Origin of the sequence: Novosphingobium guangzhouense (assembly GCF_002896965.1) — a bacterium.
In the GTDB taxonomy this organism is placed as follows: domain Bacteria; phylum Pseudomonadota; class Alphaproteobacteria; order Sphingomonadales; family Sphingomonadaceae; genus Novosphingobium; species Novosphingobium guangzhouense.
The window spans coordinates 1-14405 of record NZ_LYMM01000054.1 but is presented as its reverse complement, the minus strand read 5'-3'; the positions used below and the strand labels follow the sequence as shown (position 1 = coordinate 14405).

At 60.7% G+C, this 14405-nt stretch carries 10 protein-coding genes and 1 pseudogene; 10 read left to right on the top strand and 1 reads right to left on the bottom strand.

Annotated elements, in window-relative coordinates; genetic code table 11:
• The 9 genes from A8V01_RS19390 to A8V01_RS19350 all read left to right on the top strand — a co-directional run bounded on the left by A8V01_RS19390 (window position 1) and on the right by A8V01_RS19350 (window position 12763).
• Entirely contained in the window at window positions 1-1317 is a 1317-nt protein-coding gene (locus tag A8V01_RS19390; protein ID WP_103097975.1) for a type II toxin-antitoxin system HipA family toxin, read from the top strand.
• A 314-nt stretch (window positions 1318-1631) separates the two neighbouring features.
• Window positions 1632-2828, top strand: a complete 1197-nt coding sequence (locus tag A8V01_RS19385; RefSeq protein WP_103097974.1) for an AAA family ATPase — start codon at window positions 1632-1634, stop codon at window positions 2826-2828.
• Window positions 2825-3889: a ParB/RepB/Spo0J family partition protein gene (locus tag A8V01_RS19380; RefSeq protein ID WP_103097973.1), complete on the top strand. Its 1065-nt coding sequence runs from the start codon at window positions 2825-2827 to the stop codon at window positions 3887-3889. The genes A8V01_RS19385 and A8V01_RS19380 overlap by 4 nt, the downstream gene beginning before the upstream one ends.
• A 93-nt stretch (window positions 3890-3982) precedes the next feature.
• Window positions 3983-5119 (top strand): replication initiator protein A, encoded by a 1137-nt coding sequence (locus tag A8V01_RS19375; RefSeq protein ID WP_103097972.1) that lies wholly within the window; start codon window positions 3983-3985, stop codon window positions 5117-5119.
• 1783 nt (window positions 5120-6902) lie between these two features.
• Complete coding sequence (locus A8V01_RS19370; RefSeq protein WP_103097971.1) at window positions 6903-7997, top strand: hypothetical protein; 1095 nt, start codon at window positions 6903-6905, stop codon at window positions 7995-7997.
• Window positions 7998-8063: 66 nt separating this feature from the next.
• Entirely contained in the window at window positions 8064-8648 is a 585-nt protein-coding gene (locus A8V01_RS19365) for a hypothetical protein (protein WP_103097970.1), read from the top strand.
• Between the two features lie 628 nt (window positions 8649-9276).
• Complete coding sequence (locus A8V01_RS19360) at window positions 9277-10974, top strand: Mu transposase C-terminal domain-containing protein (protein WP_231958548.1); 1698 nt, start codon at window positions 9277-9279, stop codon at window positions 10972-10974.
• Window positions 10953-11810: a TniB family NTP-binding protein gene (locus A8V01_RS19355; protein ID WP_069710383.1), complete on the top strand. Its 858-nt coding sequence runs from the start codon at window positions 10953-10955 to the stop codon at window positions 11808-11810. Before A8V01_RS19360 ends, A8V01_RS19355 begins: the two co-directional genes overlap by 22 nt.
• Window positions 11807-12763, top strand: a complete 957-nt coding sequence (locus A8V01_RS19350) for a TniQ family protein (RefSeq protein ID WP_103097969.1) — start codon at window positions 11807-11809, stop codon at window positions 12761-12763. Before A8V01_RS19355 ends, A8V01_RS19350 begins: the two co-directional genes overlap by 4 nt.
• Before the next feature lie 167 nt (window positions 12764-12930).
• Here the strand turns inward: A8V01_RS19350 and A8V01_RS19345 are convergent, their stop codons facing one another.
• Window positions 12931-13965 carry a hypothetical protein gene (locus tag A8V01_RS19345; RefSeq protein ID WP_069710381.1) on the bottom strand — a complete coding sequence of 345 codons (1035 nt, stop codon included), beginning with the start codon at window positions 13963-13965 and terminating at the stop codon, window positions 12931-12933.
• A 116-nt stretch (window positions 13966-14081) separates the two neighbouring features.
• Here A8V01_RS19345 and A8V01_RS19340 point away from each other — a divergent pair.
• Window positions 14082-14405: pseudogene (locus A8V01_RS19340) on the top strand (integrase); the annotation flags it as partial.

Below are 14405 nucleotides of genomic sequence, written 5' to 3'. Positions count from 1 at the left end.
ATGGAACTTCCCATCACTTTCGAGGGTCGTCATCTTGCCACGCTCGTGGCGGCGAATGACGAGGTCCGGCTTTCCTACAGCGCCGCCTGGCAGGCAGCCCCGGACCGTTTTCCGATTTCGCTCAGGATGCCAGTCGATGGCAGCACCTATACAGGCGGTGTCGTTCTTCCCTGGCTCATGAACCTGCTTCCAGAAGGCGATCCGCTGCGCGCAATGACCCGCGTCGTGGGTGCGACTGCGGACGATGTTCTCGGGCTGATCTCGCGTACCGGAACCGATCTTGCCGGCGCGCTCAGCATTGGCCTCGATGCATCGGGCGGGACGCCCGGCTATCGTGAGATCACGGGCAGCGATGCTCTGGAGCGGATCATAAACGATCTGCCTGCCCGCCCCTTTCTCGTAGACGAAGAAGGCGTCTCGATGAGCCTCGCCGGCGCGCAGGACAAGCTTCCGGTGGCAAAGCTCGGCGACGCGATCGCGGTGCCGGTCCATGGCGCGCCCTCCACGCATATCTTGAAACCCGACAACCCGCGCCTTCTGGGCAGCGTCCAGAACGAGGCGCTGTGCATGGTTCTGGCGCGGCGCGCTGGGCTTCTCACTGCGCCCGTAACGACAGGCCTTGCTGGGCAGCGATCCTATCTCTTGGTGACCCGCTACGACCGTGAAGGTGAGCCGGGTGGGGTGCGCCGAATTCACCAGGAGGACTTTTGCCAGGCCCTGGGCCGCCCTCCCGTCGCCAAGTACGAGTACAACGGCACGGGCACGCGCGGCCCTTCGGTCGCGGATTTTTTCGCGACCGTGCGCGCGCATATGACTGCACGGGAAATCACGCAGCTCCTCGACGCGGTGATCTTCAATATCGCCATCGGCAATGTCGATTCCCACGCAAAGAACTATTCGGTCCTGCTAACACATCAGGCTAACCGCTTTGCTCCGCTCTACGATCTCATGTCGGGCCTGGGATGGGCGAACATCACCCAGAACCATGCCCAGGCCATCGGCGGACAGCGGCGGGGCCGGCACATCTACGCAAGGCACTGGCAGCGCATGGCCGAAGCCGCAGGCCTTTCTCCAAAGGCCACCGTCCGGCGCGTCGAGGCCGTTACCGCCCGTCTGCTGCGCGAACTGCCGCGGGCCAGCGAAGAGGTCGCAACCATGCCTGCGGGCCCCGGCCTGATGCTCAAGGTCTTTGAACGCGAGATTGCCCAGCGCATTGGAGAAGTGCGCGCTCACGCGCAGGAGGCGGGCGATGACGAGTACGGTGCTTCGGGCGATGATGTCGCCGAACAGATCGATGCAACCGCCTATCACGGCTAGCTTCAAACTTATTGCAATGCGTCGTCCGCACCGCCCCTGCCCGCCGGACATGGATCGCAAAGCTGCGGATGTTTGACAGCGGCATTGCCAAATTGTGAGGGATGGCCTCGGAGACCATCGATCAATCGGCACTTGTCTGGCCCGTCGCATCGCCGACAGATGCCTGAGTCTGGCAGGTGTCCGCTTTCTCTTGGCAGATGAGAAGAAAATTGACTGACTACCACTTATTTGGAATATGTGTCCGGGATTACCGATCAATTCGCTGCCTTTTTGCCGAACCAGGTTGATTCGGGGCTGCGGAAGGGGACACACGCATGTTGTCGGGCCAGATTCTCGATGCAATGATCAGTTCCTGCGAGAACGCCAAGAGCGTGCTGCGGCAGGCCGCCATCGATCCTTCCGATCGCAAGACACTTAATATCTCCATGGGGGCCACCGTCGCTGCAGAAATGCTCGGCAGGACGCCTGAAGCTCTGTCGAAAGCAGAAGCCCGTGGACGCCTGCCCGCGCCAAAGACTGCCAGCAATGGCCGCCGCTACTATACCGTCGAGGATCTGATCGCCATTCGCGAAGCGCTTGGCATCAAGATGGGCAAGGCCCCGGACGAGCGGGCCGTGGTCCTTGCCGTCCAGAACTTCAAAGGCGGCGTGAGCAAATCAACCACCGCCAAGCATCTGGCCGACTATCTTGGCCTGCGTGGTTACCGCGTTCTTGTGGTCGATTGCGACCCACAGGCATCGATGAGCGTGATGTTCGACGTCAATCTCGAGGCCATGGTCGACGAGACCCATACGCTTTCGAATTTTCTGTCGCCCCGCATGGACGACGCCGACTCGTTTCGTAAGACGATCCAGAAAACCGCCTGGCCGAACATCGATATCTGCCCTGCCAATCTTGGGCTCCAGGACACCGAGTGGGAACTGACCGCCACCATCGAGGAAGGCCCCGACGCCATCGCCGGTGCATTCCGCATGCTGCGCATCGGCCTTGAGGAAGTGCGTCACGATTACGACGTCGTGATCCTCGATCCCCCGCCGGCAATGGGCTTTCTGGGAGTAAATACCCTGACTGCGGCCGATGGCCTCCTGATCCCGGTGCCGGCCCGCCAGCTGGATTATCTTTCGACGATCCATTTCATGCAGACCTGCCGCGAGGCCATGAGCCTTGTTTCGCGCTTCGACACCTCGATCGACTACGGCTTCATCCGCGTCGTTTGCACGATGTTCCAGCCCAATCGGACAAACGAAGCGCAGATGCTGCAGGTCATGGAAAAGACATATGCCGGGCAGCTGCTCTCGACCCCCATCCTCCTGTCGGAGGAAATCAAGAACGCCGGCCTTCAGATGTCCTCCATCTATGAGATCAACAAGCCTTACGGCTCTCACCAAACTTACGTGCGGTGCCGCGATAACCTCAACATGGTGTTCCGCGAGGTCGAGAAGGATATCTGCAAGCAATGGCCTTCACGCATTGGCCAGCTGGGCACTGACAGGTTGACGGAGGCGGCATGAGCTCTGGAGGAAAACGGCGCAGCCTGCTCGCTAACGCGATCGAGAGCATTGGTGCCGCCCAGCCTATCGCAAATGACGAGCCCACAGCTTCGGTAGCGCCCGATGTCGTGGAACGACCGAGCGAACCTGCTCCGGCGCCCTCGTTTCTCGAACGTCGGGGTGCGGGCCTCGACGAGCTCTCGAAGACTGTAAAGAAGCTCACGATCCGGATCAAGCCGAGCGAGTGCACGATCTGGCCGGGCAATGCGCGTGACTATGCGCAGTTGTCTCACGAACGTTGCTCAAGCCTCATCGATTCCATCCGCGAGGAAGGCTCCAACAGGGAACCCGTCGTAATCCGGCGCACCAAGAACGGCCCAGCTTCTTATGAGCTGATCGTCGGCACCCGGCGCCACTTCTCTGTCTCCTGGCTCAATGCGAACAATCACTCGGAAATCGAGCTGATCGCCCGCATCGAAACCCTCGACGACGAAGCCGCTTTCAGGCTCGCGGATCTCGAGAACCGGGAACGCGAGGACGTCACCGACCTCGAGCGAGCGCGCAACTATCAGCATGCCGTCCAGGCGTACTATAACGGCGGCCGGATTCAGATGGCCGAGCGTCTGGCGATCCCGCGCCAGAACCTGCACAACCTGCTGCAGCTTGCCGAACTTCCTGACGAAGTCATTGCTGCATTTGCTGAGCCGGGGGATCTCAAGGTGCATCATGGAATGCGCTTGTCTCCCATGCTCAAGGATGCCTCTCGCAGGGACGAGATCCTCGATGCCGCGCGGATAGTTTCCGCCGAACAGCAGGAGCGCCGCGACGCCGGTCTTGGAAAGATCGAGGGTCCCCGCGTGTTCGAGCGTCTCGCTGCAGCGTCCGCTGAGCAGAAGCCCAAGACCGCGTCCCGCTCCAAGCCTGCGGTCATGAACCAGGCTGGGGGTCGGATTGCGGAGATCCTGTCCGACAGCAAGGCCAAGGGCCTCACGGTCAACATCAACCCGCAAACGGCCAGCACAGTGGACGAAATTCTGGAAGCATTGCGTCCTGTTATCGAGAAGGCCAAGTTCTCTCGATAGATTCGCAGTTTCCTAGAAGCTCTAAGTTATATATATAAAACAGTTACTTAAGCGCTGGTAAAATATCTTTTACGCGCCAGCTGGAATTGAAAGATGTCAAAGGAACAGCGAGAAGACCGGCAAGTCGACCTCTTCCTCCCGCAACTGACAACCCTGCCCCTCAGGGATCAGCGCGAGACGATGGAACGGCCCTTTTTTTCGCTGTCGAAGCGCAAGCGCCTCAAGCCGATCGATTACGTGAGCCCGGATGGCAAGGTAACTGTGCACGTCTCAGCCAACTCCGAATACGGCCTTGCGACCATCTATGATCTCGATATCCTGATCTACTGCGCCTCGGTTCTTATCGAGCACAAGCGGCGCGGAACAAACGACATCCCCCAGACCCTTCATATCGTTCCCCACGACATGCTCAAGACGTTGAAGCGTGACGTGGGCGGGCGCGCATATGACCTTCTCAGCAACACGCTGGACCGACTTCAGTCGACTACCGTCAAGACCAACATACGCTCAGGCGATGCGGTCGAGACGACCTTCTCGTGGATCGACAGCCACAGCCAGATCCGCGATCGCAAGGGATCAATTCGTGGCATGCGGATCACCTTGGCCAAATGGTTCTACGACGGCGTGCTCATGGAAGGCGGGGTTCTTGCAATCGACCCTGCATACTTTTCCCTCACAGGAGGTAGAGAGCGCTGGCTCTATCGCGTAGCCCGCAAGCATGCCGGCGGAGCAGGTCCCGATGGATTTGCGATCACGATGCCCACGCTGTTTGAAAAAAGCGGCGCTGAGGGCGACTATCGCCGTTTCAAATTCGAGATAGCCAAGATTGCAAAAGAAGACGCCCTGCCCGGCTTTGCCTTGAAGATCGAAGCAAGAAACGGTGCCGAACCGATGTTGCGAATGGTTAAGCGCAGCAAGGGCGAGGAACTTCCAGTCAGCGGGACAACGGCGCGTTCGGGCACATCGCAGTCAACGACTGAAGCAACGGGAGACGACCAAACGACGGCGACAGCCGTCCCCTCCCCTCCCCCGGCCTTTCCCGAAGGACATATTGCCTACACCGCGTTCGGCTCGATTGCCCGTGCGAGCCTGCCTAGCCCACAGCGAGACCATGGTCTTGTTGCTGATGATTTTCGTGCGTTCATGCGACAGCGTGACATCGCCAGAGACGCACCGAACATAGCCCAGATCTTTGCGACCTTCTGCTCGAAGCAACGGGCGGCCAGCTGATTGGCCCGGTAATTGTTTGTTCCTTCGCAGACACGCAGACGATCCAAAGCATAGCCGGCCAACCGAGGTTACCGCCCTTCCCCAGTCGGTACTTCAGGAACAGCTTTTTTACTGACCCTCACCAATCCCAAAAACTGATCGAGCAAGGCCGCTGCCTGCAGCCTGATTGTTCGGCAACGCGTGGGCCCAAATTCATCATTGCGGTCCCCGTTCCTGAAGTACCGATCCGGTCGCTGTCTTCCACCAGGAAGCACCGGGCCCCGGCCCCATGCGCTGAGCTAGGCTGCCTTGCCCTCCCCTGTACTCCCCTGCACTCCCAATTTGGAGCCCGGCGGCGACACCTCGTCACGACAGCGCTGCACGCACATCGCAGCCACCAGAGGCAATTCGACATCAACCCTGTCCTGGCGGAAACATCTTCCCTGACCGCGGATCGAAGTGGGCGATCTGCTCAACTATCCGACCTTCAAACCAGCGATCCCATCGAAATCTCAGCGTTCCTGAAATACCGAAGTATGCGCCTTGCCTGCCCGTCGCCCTCGCCCTCGCCCTCGCCCTCGCCCTCGCCCTCGCCCTCGCCCTCGCCCTCGCCCTCGCCCGAGAAATGCATCAAGGTTAGCCAGGTCAACCGAAACCGACCTGCGATTGACCTTCAAGGATTCCGACCGCTGACGGGGTAGCATCCAACCGCCAAGGCGCACTTGGCATCGGAACTGTTTTTTCCAAAACGCCGGACGCTATCCCGGTGGGCCGCATCTACGCCGGCAGGTGTGCCCAGAGGCAGCGAAAAAGGCAGTCGCGCAGAGGGCAGGACACGGCACGGCACGGCACGGCACGGCACGGCGACCACAAAGCATCGCGGCAGGGGTGATCAAGTGGCAGGCAGTGCGGCCCTCACCGTTCGTCCTGATACGGGTTCATCGCACGGGCCGCCGGGCCGACCGCAAGCCTCCCCAGCAAGGAACGGCAGCACCGCAGCCCATACAGATGGCACGCTCGCGTTCCCGAAATACCGTGCACCGCCAACCTTGGCCGTTTTATTGATGGGCAAAAGCCGTCCTTCTGCAGAAAAAGGCGCTGGCCTGCGTTCTTAAAGTACCGAACAGGAGCACGGGATTTCGCATTTCTCCCGGTTCGACGTCGTCTGGCGACATGCAAGGCCATACCCCTTCGCCTCTCGAGACGTCCTGACAGAGCAGCTTTGGCGGAGTCTTCTACGTCCGTTCCTGAAGTCCCGAACCCTATGAGAGCGCTCGGCAGGCCAATGCCCAGTCGCGATGTGCCTCGGAACGGACGCATGGGACGAGGCCTTCCATCACCTCAGGCGGCGAAAAACAGCCGAGATTGCGAGCTTTAGGAGCTGGATTTCGGCTCGTAAAAGATATTTTACGAGCCTCTGGGCACTACTCGAGAGATGGTCACACACGGTACAACGGGAACGCGAAATCAGGCTGGTCATTCGGCGAAACGCGGTACTTCGGGAACGCCATGTCGGTACTTCAGGAACAGAATCACGGGAGATCGGGAACGCTCGATTGGGTACTTCAGGAACGTTCCAACGGTATTTCAGGAACAGGGGGATCGCCGCGACTCGGGGCGAAATCGCGAGTCGCGGGCAAAGCGAGCGCCCGGTAACTTTCTATCCTTATTTCTAAAGGAACTAACGGTGCCTTCGGCACAATCCTCTCCTTTTGAATGAATGGGATATGGCAGCAGGACGGCAGGCCATCAGGTGCCAATTCCCCCAGACCGTCTCTCCATTACCCTCAAGGCTAACGACTCCATGACCGCAAAACACGCTGCCCGCGAGATCACAGCTTTCCTTGCCAGTGACAGGGCCGAGACCCTTTGTGTGATGGGTCCGTGGGGTGTCGGCAAAACGTTTGCATGGAAGCAGTACCTTGCACAGGCCGCGCGAAAATCACGCATCACCCGCAACTATGCCTACGTCTCCCTCTTCGGGCTCAATTCCCTAGATGAGCTCAGGCACGCCCTCTATGAGAACACGGTGCCTGCGAGCGACGCAGGCGCTGCAGCCACCTGGGATACGCTCGCGTCAGTGTGGGCGAATGCGAAAACTGGCGTGCGCAAGATACGGAGTGCATTGGGAGTCGCCTCGGGCATGGTGACGACCGGCGGCGTGAACTTCGGAGCAGTTGGCGAGCTCATTGCCCGATCATCGTTTCTGCTCGTTCGCGATCAGATAATCTGTCTTGATGATCTGGAGAGGGCAGGGGAGGGCCTTGCGGCGAAGGATGTCCTTGGGCTGATTTCCTTCCTCAAGGAAGAGCGAAACTGCAGTGTGGCTCTCCTCCTCAACGACGGGGCACTGAAGCCTTCCGAGCGTGAGGATATGCAACGGCTCCTGGAAAAGGTCATCGATGTCTCGCTGGCATTTGTCCCGACGCCGGCCGAGGCCGCCCGGATAGCCCTGCAGGACGGCGCCGATGGGGTTGCCCAACTGCGCGATCACGTGGAAGCCCTCGAGATCACCAACATCCGCGTGATCCGCAAGATCCGCGTACTGACCGGCAAGGTTCTCGAGATACTGGCCGGCAAGCCGAAGGAGATTATCGACCGGGCCATGACCACGGTCGCACTAGCGGGATGGTCGGTATTCGAACCCGATCGGGCCCCGTCGCAAGAATTTCTAAAATCCTTCGACCCGCTTGTGGACGAGCTCGTACGCGAGCCAGGCGATGGCGGCGCAGGTGCAGCGCAGAACATCACCTGGCGCCGGCAGCTAGCTCGCCTGGGATTCTCCTACCCGGACGAACTGGACCGCATCATCTTTGATGGTGCCGCTCGGGGGTACTTCGATGAAGATGCTATCCTCACGCTTGCCGGTGAACTGCAAGTCGAGCTCAAGGCCATGTAGCGAGCCGAGAGCTATTCTCGGGCTTGGGATGATTACTGGGGATCCTTTGCTAGCGACGAGGCCGAGGTGGTCGAACGCATCCTTGAAGCAGCGCGGGAGAACCTCGACGCAATCGACCCGCCCAGTCTCAATGCAGCGGTGAGACTGCTGCGGGATGTAGGACGGGGCAAGGATGCCTCGATCCTTATCGCTGACTACGCAGCGAGAAGGCAGGGCAATCTTCTTGGTTTCACCGTCGGTCCTACATCGGAATTCGCGAAGAGCAATGTGGACCCGGAGTTGGGAACTGCTCTCGAGCAGATATTCGCCATGCCCGTCGATAGGCGGTCGGCTCTAGAAGTGTTTCAGACGGTTGCGCGCGAGAACCTTTGGACGTCGACGGATATGACCCTGCTGTCTCGTCAGACGCCGATCGAACTCGAACAGATCATTGAGGCGACCAGCGGCCCGGATTTGAAAAAGATCGTTCAGATTACCTTGAGCATGATGTCGTCAACCGACGATGAGCATGCCGAACTGCGAAGCAAGCTGCGAACAGCCTTGGAAGCGATTTTTGCACAATCGCCATTGCGGGCAAGGCGGCTTCGCGTCTGGGGCTTTACGCCAGCCAGTCCGAGTGCGCCTACTGACGAGCAACAACTGCCGGTTTGATCGATGACAGGGCCTCCTGATGTTGAAACAGTAGAACAAATAGAGAAACGGCTATATTCTGCCCTCAGGAGCCCTCTGAGCGCCTCGCCGCGCAAAGGGTCATCGGGCGCCATCAAGTCGTCCAAATGGTCGCCAGAAGGCTCCGCAGGGAGCCTGTGGGTTGTGCAAAAAGGTGCCAAAATCGTGTCGGAACCCGGACAAGTTCCCAGGATCCCAAGATCATCCGGACAGCAGATTTCCTTCGCGCGCCCTTCGAACGGGAGAGCAAATGCATGCATTGCTCGGGCCTCCGCCATGTAGGATAACGGCCGACCGCAACAGTCAGACTTCGAAACGAACGATTTGGCTCGGAGGGTCACGGGATCGACTGAAATTCATCCGGGGGGTACCCACTTATCCCATTCGAACTGCGCTCCAGAGCCCGCACAGCGGCCTGCCATTCATTTCGGCATTCTAAGCCTGCAGCGGGCGCGACGCTCGAGCATCCTCCGCAATTGTCGCCGGCCAAAGAAGGCTGCAAGCAGCATAAATTACGTAAAAACAACCAGATACATCAAAGGTATCGCAGCATTCAGTGACGCACGTGCGAATCTATTTGCGCACTGTGCCATAATAGATGACATTGAGCGTGAAATTTCTGGTGGAATTCAGCACCATGATTGCACGCAAGCCGCCGCCTTCGGCTCGTCGTTCAGAAGCTGCATTGGCAACAGGCACGGCGCTGTATCCAGCGTTTCGCCAGTACGTTCCGCTTGATGCGCCTTTGACGGCGCAGGCAGTCGTGGCAATTTCGACCGTAACCGGACTCAAGGAACGACGAATTCGCGAACTCGCCCGGCGATTCCGAGATCACCCCGTCGCAGAATCGTTGGCGTCGTTGCCCAAAGGACCCAAACCAGGAAGCCGACGTGGTGGCCCAACCGTGCTGGCTGCGATCGACACGCTCATCGGCGAGATTCACTTGCGCAAGGCCGGCGCGAGCATGAAGGAAACTGCTCGTCAGGTTCGCGGACTCCTAATCGCCGACAACGGCGATTATCGTTTTGAAGCCAGTGAAGTGCCAAGCGAACGCAGCATTGAGCGGGCGATTGCGGCGATATCGGACCCGGTGCGGGCACGCACCATGATGGGCTCGAAGACGCGCAGTGCACATGAGCCGCATGCGGGTGAGTATTTAAGCCGGGGCTTCCTGGACCTCGTTCAGATGGATCATACGCGGGCCGATGTAATCCTTGTCGACAGCGTGCAGCGCAAAGAGCTGGGGCGCCCTTGGGTGACCTTGCTAATCGAAGTGCGGACCCGATGTATCCTTGGCTTCTATGTGAGCTTTGGGGATCCCTCGATATTTCGATGCGGGCGTGCGATCGCCAATGCGATCCTGCCAAAGCATAGCCTTTTGCAGGCGTTACAGCTTGATGTCGACTACCCAATGCATGGGCTATTCAAGCGGCTACACGCTGACCATGCGGCAGCACATCGTGCACAATCCTTCCGGTCCGCGTGCCTTTCCCACGGCATCGATCCGGATGTCAGGCCACGTGGCCCCGCGCATTTCGGTGGCCATATCGAGCGCCTGATTGGAACGATGATGGCCAAGATGCGCTTGTTGCCCGGTGCGACGGGAGCAAACGCCACCAAGCGCGACGGTTATGACGCTGGTGCGGCCGCTGCGATGACCATCGATGAGTTTGAACGCTGGTTTGTTCGGGCAATTTGTCTCTATCACGCCGAGCCGCACGCCGGCTTGGGCGGCTGTGCGCCGGCGCAGGCTTGGGCCGAGGAGGCGAGGAGCCAAGGGCCTTTGGTTCCGCTCGGCCTCGACGAAACGGCTCTCGTCCGCCGTTTCCTGCCATGGGTTGAGCGAACGGTGAAGGCCTACGGAATCCAGATTGGCTATCGTCGGTACTGGCACACCAGCCTTGCATCGCGGATCGGCCAGAAAGTCATGGTTCACTTCGACGAGCGCACCATCCAGGAGGTCTATCCGGAAGTGGAGGGTGGCTTCGTCTCAGCAGCGGTTGTCGGGCATTATCCCGATGTCAGCCTGGCGGAATGGGAAGCGGCGCGGAACGAACGGTTCCGGGCCGGCAGGGCCTATCAGGATAACGGCGCGCGCGCCGAAGCCGCGCGCCTGATCCATGCCAATCGCAGCGATGTTCTCTCTGCAACTGCGAAGACCCGGCGCGCCCGTGAGGCCCGAAAACGAGCGGAGCGCGAGGGAACATCCCATACACGGGCACCGGCGCGAGCCACGGCAGAACCCGCGTCGAATTGGCTTCCCGTGGCGGAGTTGGGGGAAGATACATGGCTGAAACGGATCGAATGACTGCCCCTATGTCTGGCGGCTCGGCGCTGTCGCAGGCCTTCTGGATCGATTTCGATGAAGCCCGCCAGCATGTCGAAACTCTGGTCGAACTTGCCCATGACGAACCCGACGAACGGCCGACCTGTGTGGTATTGGTCGGGCAGTCGGGCATGGGCAAAACCTCGATTCTGCGCGAGGCCCAGCGCCGGATTGCCCACGATTTTCCCGAGCCGCTCAGCATTGATGATGCCCGCTATCAACCGATGCTGCGAACCGTCATCCCTTCGGGTTCGACCGCCCTCAAGATCAACCTGACCCTGCTGTGGAAGCAAGGCTGGCCGATCACCGGAAAGACCCACCGCATTGCAGACCTTAAGGTCGTCGAACTCTTGCGGCGTCAACACACCCGGCTCATCGGGATCGACAATGTTCATGCGATCCTCACCGCCAGCGGGAGAGCGCGCCGCGATACGCTTGATGCGTTCCGCTTCCTAATGAGCGAGGGCAATGTACCGATGGTGGTCGCAGGACTCGACGTCGCCGCCGATATCTTTACCGAGGACGTCGAGCTTGCCTATCGCTCGATCATCTTGCGACTTAAGCCCTGGCCACAGGGAGCGCCGACGCAACGTCTCATTCGGGTACTCGGGCAGGGGATGGGACTGATCGAGCCGGATCGCCTTGCCGAGCCGGAGGTCGCCGGTTTTCTCTGGGAGCAAAGCCTTGGGGTGACCGGAAACTTCAAGCGCCTGCTGCACTGGGGCCAGAAAGTGGCGTATCAACATGGCAGAGCGCGCGTGGAATTCGCGGATATTCGCGAGGCGGCGGTGTTGCTGCCGAACTATGCGGCGCGATGACCGTACTGGCGTTGGAGCCGCAGCCGCTGGCGTTCCGGGTCCGCCCGCAGGCCGACGAGTGCTTTGATTCCTGGATCGATCGGGTTGCGGCCGCGCACGAAACCACGCGACCCGCGCTGTTTCGGCACCTTGGTCTTGAAGCGGCGATTGCCAGCCTGGATCTGGCCCGCGGCACATGCGGCTTGTCCAATGAGCAGTACTTCGCCGTGTATCAAGTGATTGGTCAGTTGGCCTGGGCGGTTGAGATTGAGGTCCAACAGATCGAAGGAACCTTCCTCAACGTCGAGGCTTCGGTGGTTCTGCCGCGCCGCCAGCGCCGATATGTCTGTCCGCTCTGCTGGCAGCAGGCCCTGCGGGATGGCCGGGCCCCAATCATCCGCAAGGAATGGATCTTGCGCATGAGCTGGCGGTGCCAAGTGCACGCTCTCCCGCTCTGTGCACTGCCGGTGGCGGATGGAGCGATGTCGGAGCAGGCTGTCGGTTCGTGGCTGAGCGGGGCGGTGGCCCGCGCAGAGAGTTTGCGCTGGAAGCTCGGGGCTCATCCGCGCTTGGTCGAATGGAACGCCGAGGGCGTCGACACACTCGTGCGGGCAAGCCGCAAGCGGTTCAAGGGGGAGAAGAAAGCCTATGTGGATCGCTTTCAGGCGAACCTGTTTCACTTCGCACACGATCGGATCGCGATGCTGGCACTGGCGCACAGCCGGGTGGGCAAGGCGACGTGGGGATTCGAGCGATTGGTGGCGCTGGAATTGCCCGGGCGTCCAGGGCGAGAGGTGATGACACTGCAGCCGCCGAAACTGCCACCGCGTCGCTGGCGCATCAGCAAGGGCAGTCTACGGCCGGGTAGTCATGACGCTGGCGTGCTCGACCTCGTGCTCGCGTATGCCCATCTGCGGGTGCGCCGCGATGCCCAGACTCAAGTTGAAGCCCAATTTGGCCGATTTCCCTCGTGAGGGTGCCAATCCGGGGCCGCCTTGGTGGACGAAGGGGCGATCATGTCGAAATCTGCCCTGAGAAGCTCGTGGAGCGCATTTACGGCATTTGCATACTCCGGGCAGCCCGAGGCCGGTTATCGCGCTGCAAGGGGCGTTTCCGGCGGCCTCATAATTGCCAAGCTATATCAATTGTTTATAGTCGAACCAGCGAGATCGGGCCCGCCAAGGCCCGCAATGCGAGTGTCGAACTCGGCCAATTCGGCATCAAACGCTGCAAGGACCGAATCCAGCGTTGGTGAGGGGGCAGGCACTAGACGGGGGCGTCCCCGCATCGGAGCGACCAAGCCGAGCGAGACGGCGATGTCGGGGGTGACATAGGAGCGCCAGGTTCCGCGCCCGGATATTTCGACCAGCAGGCCGAGGCTGGTCGCACGCTCGAGTAGCTTGCCTGCGCCCGACACGGTGAGGTCGAGCTCGGGAGCGAGTGAGCGAGCGGCCAGGCAGGGACGGGTGAGGGCGAGCCGGCCAAGGTCGGCAAGCTTGCCGGGACGATGCTGCGCGGCGATTGTCGCCGCGCCTCGCTGCACGGTATCTTCGAGCCGTTCTAGCCGGGTCAGACCGTCCTCGGCGCTGCGGCGTAGCTGCTTCAGCAGCCGCTTGAGCAGGGCAGGGCGGTCACCCTGCACAAAGCGCTGTCCGGGATCGCCCATGACGAGGCAGGGCAAGGTGCGCTGCGTTAACCCCATGCGCCGCAGAACCATCGGGAACGCCAGCCACGGCGTGATCGTGCGGTCGCGCCGTGCCCAGTCATCGAGCAGCGCGAGCGCGCGTGCGAGGGCAGGGGCTTCGTCCCACCCTGCGGGCAGATCGAAGCTGAACGGCAGATCCTCGCGCCAGTGCCTGCCCTCTTTCTCGGCGAGCCGGTTCCGCCAGGGTTCAAGCGCGGAAAATGGAGCCCCTGCCGTTTCAAGACGCGGCCTTCCGGCCAGCTGAAGGCCACATTGCCGCGAAATAATATCGATTTCCTCAATTTCGAGATGTTGCAGGCTGAGCGCTTTGGCGTAGCCGGTCCAGCTGGCGCGCAGGTGCCAGGCAGGAGCGAGCGCAGTGGCGGAAATCCTAGCATCAAGCCGCCCGATCGCGCTGCTGGCGTCGGCGAGTGCGCTCACAAGGTCAGGGGTCCAGGCGATCGCGCTGAGCGGCATGGGAGGGCGGTTCATGACGCGATACTAGACGGAAACCGTTCTTCAGTCCACGAGCCCTACGTCCTAGTGTTGATAATAGATGCTTATCGTGAGGCTATACATAAGCGAAACGCCCGGTTATCGTCGTCCCCATGCCGAAAAAGCACCCCAGACCCGCCGCAGGCAGCGCCCTCGTGCCGCTGAGCGTCGAGCCGGCCGATCTCGTTGCCGATGTCCGCGCCCTGATTGGGACGGGAACCCGTCCGGGTGGCGGTATCGACGAGGCCTTGCTCGACGCCGCGATGCGGGGCTGGTCGATCAATACCCGGCGCGCGTTCCGCTCGGACCTGACTTTGTGGGGACAGTGGTGCCACTCACGCCGGATTGTACCGGGTGCGGCCGAACCCGCCGACGTCGCCGCCTGGATCCGTGCGCTTGCCGGGATCGATCCATCGTCCGTAAAGACCCGCGCCATG

Bases quoted from the DNA above. Each gene is read 5' to 3' on its own strand.
- A8V01_RS19370 (WP_103097971.1), top strand. From the start codon at position 6,903: ATGACCGCAAAACACGCTGCCCGCGAGATCACAGCTTTCCTTGCCAGT.
- A8V01_RS19375 (WP_103097972.1), top strand. From the start codon at position 3,983: ATGTCAAAGGAACAGCGAGAAGACCGGCAAGTCGACCTCTTCCTCCCG.
- A8V01_RS19350 (WP_103097969.1), top strand. From the start codon at position 11,807: ATGACCGTACTGGCGTTGGAGCCGCAGCCGCTGGCGTTCCGGGTCCGC.
- A8V01_RS19385 (WP_103097974.1), top strand. From the start codon at position 1,632: ATGTTGTCGGGCCAGATTCTCGATGCAATGATCAGTTCCTGCGAGAAC.
- A8V01_RS19390 (WP_103097975.1), top strand. From the start codon at position 1: ATGGAACTTCCCATCACTTTCGAGGGTCGTCATCTTGCCACGCTCGTG.
- A8V01_RS19380 (WP_103097973.1), top strand. From the start codon at position 2,825: ATGAGCTCTGGAGGAAAACGGCGCAGCCTGCTCGCTAACGCGATCGAG.
- A8V01_RS19345 (WP_069710381.1), bottom strand. From the start codon at position 13,965: ATGAACCGCCCTCCCATGCCGCTCAGCGCGATCGCCTGGACCCCTGAC.
- A8V01_RS19355 (WP_069710383.1), top strand. From the start codon at position 10,953: ATGGCTGAAACGGATCGAATGACTGCCCCTATGTCTGGCGGCTCGGCG.